Consider the following 409-nt stretch of genomic DNA (forward strand, 5'->3'; position numbering starts at 1 on the left):
TGTGAAAGTCAAGAGCTTTAATTTTGCTGTCAGAGTGATGAAATTGTATCAGCATTTTGTTGCAAATCGGAAAGAATTTGTGCTCTCCTGACAATTGTTACGAAGCGGGACATGCGTGGGAGCGATCGTGCGAGAAGCAGAGCATGCCGAATCAAAGCCCGACTTTAAACATAAAATGTCAATAGCGCAAAAAGAAATAAATGAATCAATATATTGGCTTGAGTTGATGAAAGAAACTGATTATTTAACGAATGATAAGTTCAATAGGATGAACAATGATGCTACTGAAATCTTGAAGCTTATAACATCAATCATAAAAACTGCCAAAAGCAATGGGTAATTATTAATATAATTGGCGAAGAATTAGACACTATTTCAACAATGATATCCTTAACAATTCACCATTAAC

Annotated in this window: 1 protein-coding gene; it reads left to right on the top strand. The window is 34.7% G+C overall.

What is annotated here, in order from left to right:
* The first annotated feature begins 94 nt into the window (after positions 1-94).
* Positions 95-340 carry a four helix bundle protein gene (locus RM812_RS43295; RefSeq protein ID WP_394816620.1) on the top strand — a complete coding sequence of 82 codons (246 nt, stop codon included), beginning with the start codon at positions 95-97 and terminating at the stop codon, positions 338-340.
* Positions 341-409: the final 69 nt, after the last annotated feature.

It is taken from the genome of Streptomyces lancefieldiae, assembly GCF_031845825.1.
GTDB lineage: Bacteria > Actinomycetota > Actinomycetes > Streptomycetales > Streptomycetaceae > Streptomyces > Streptomyces lancefieldiae.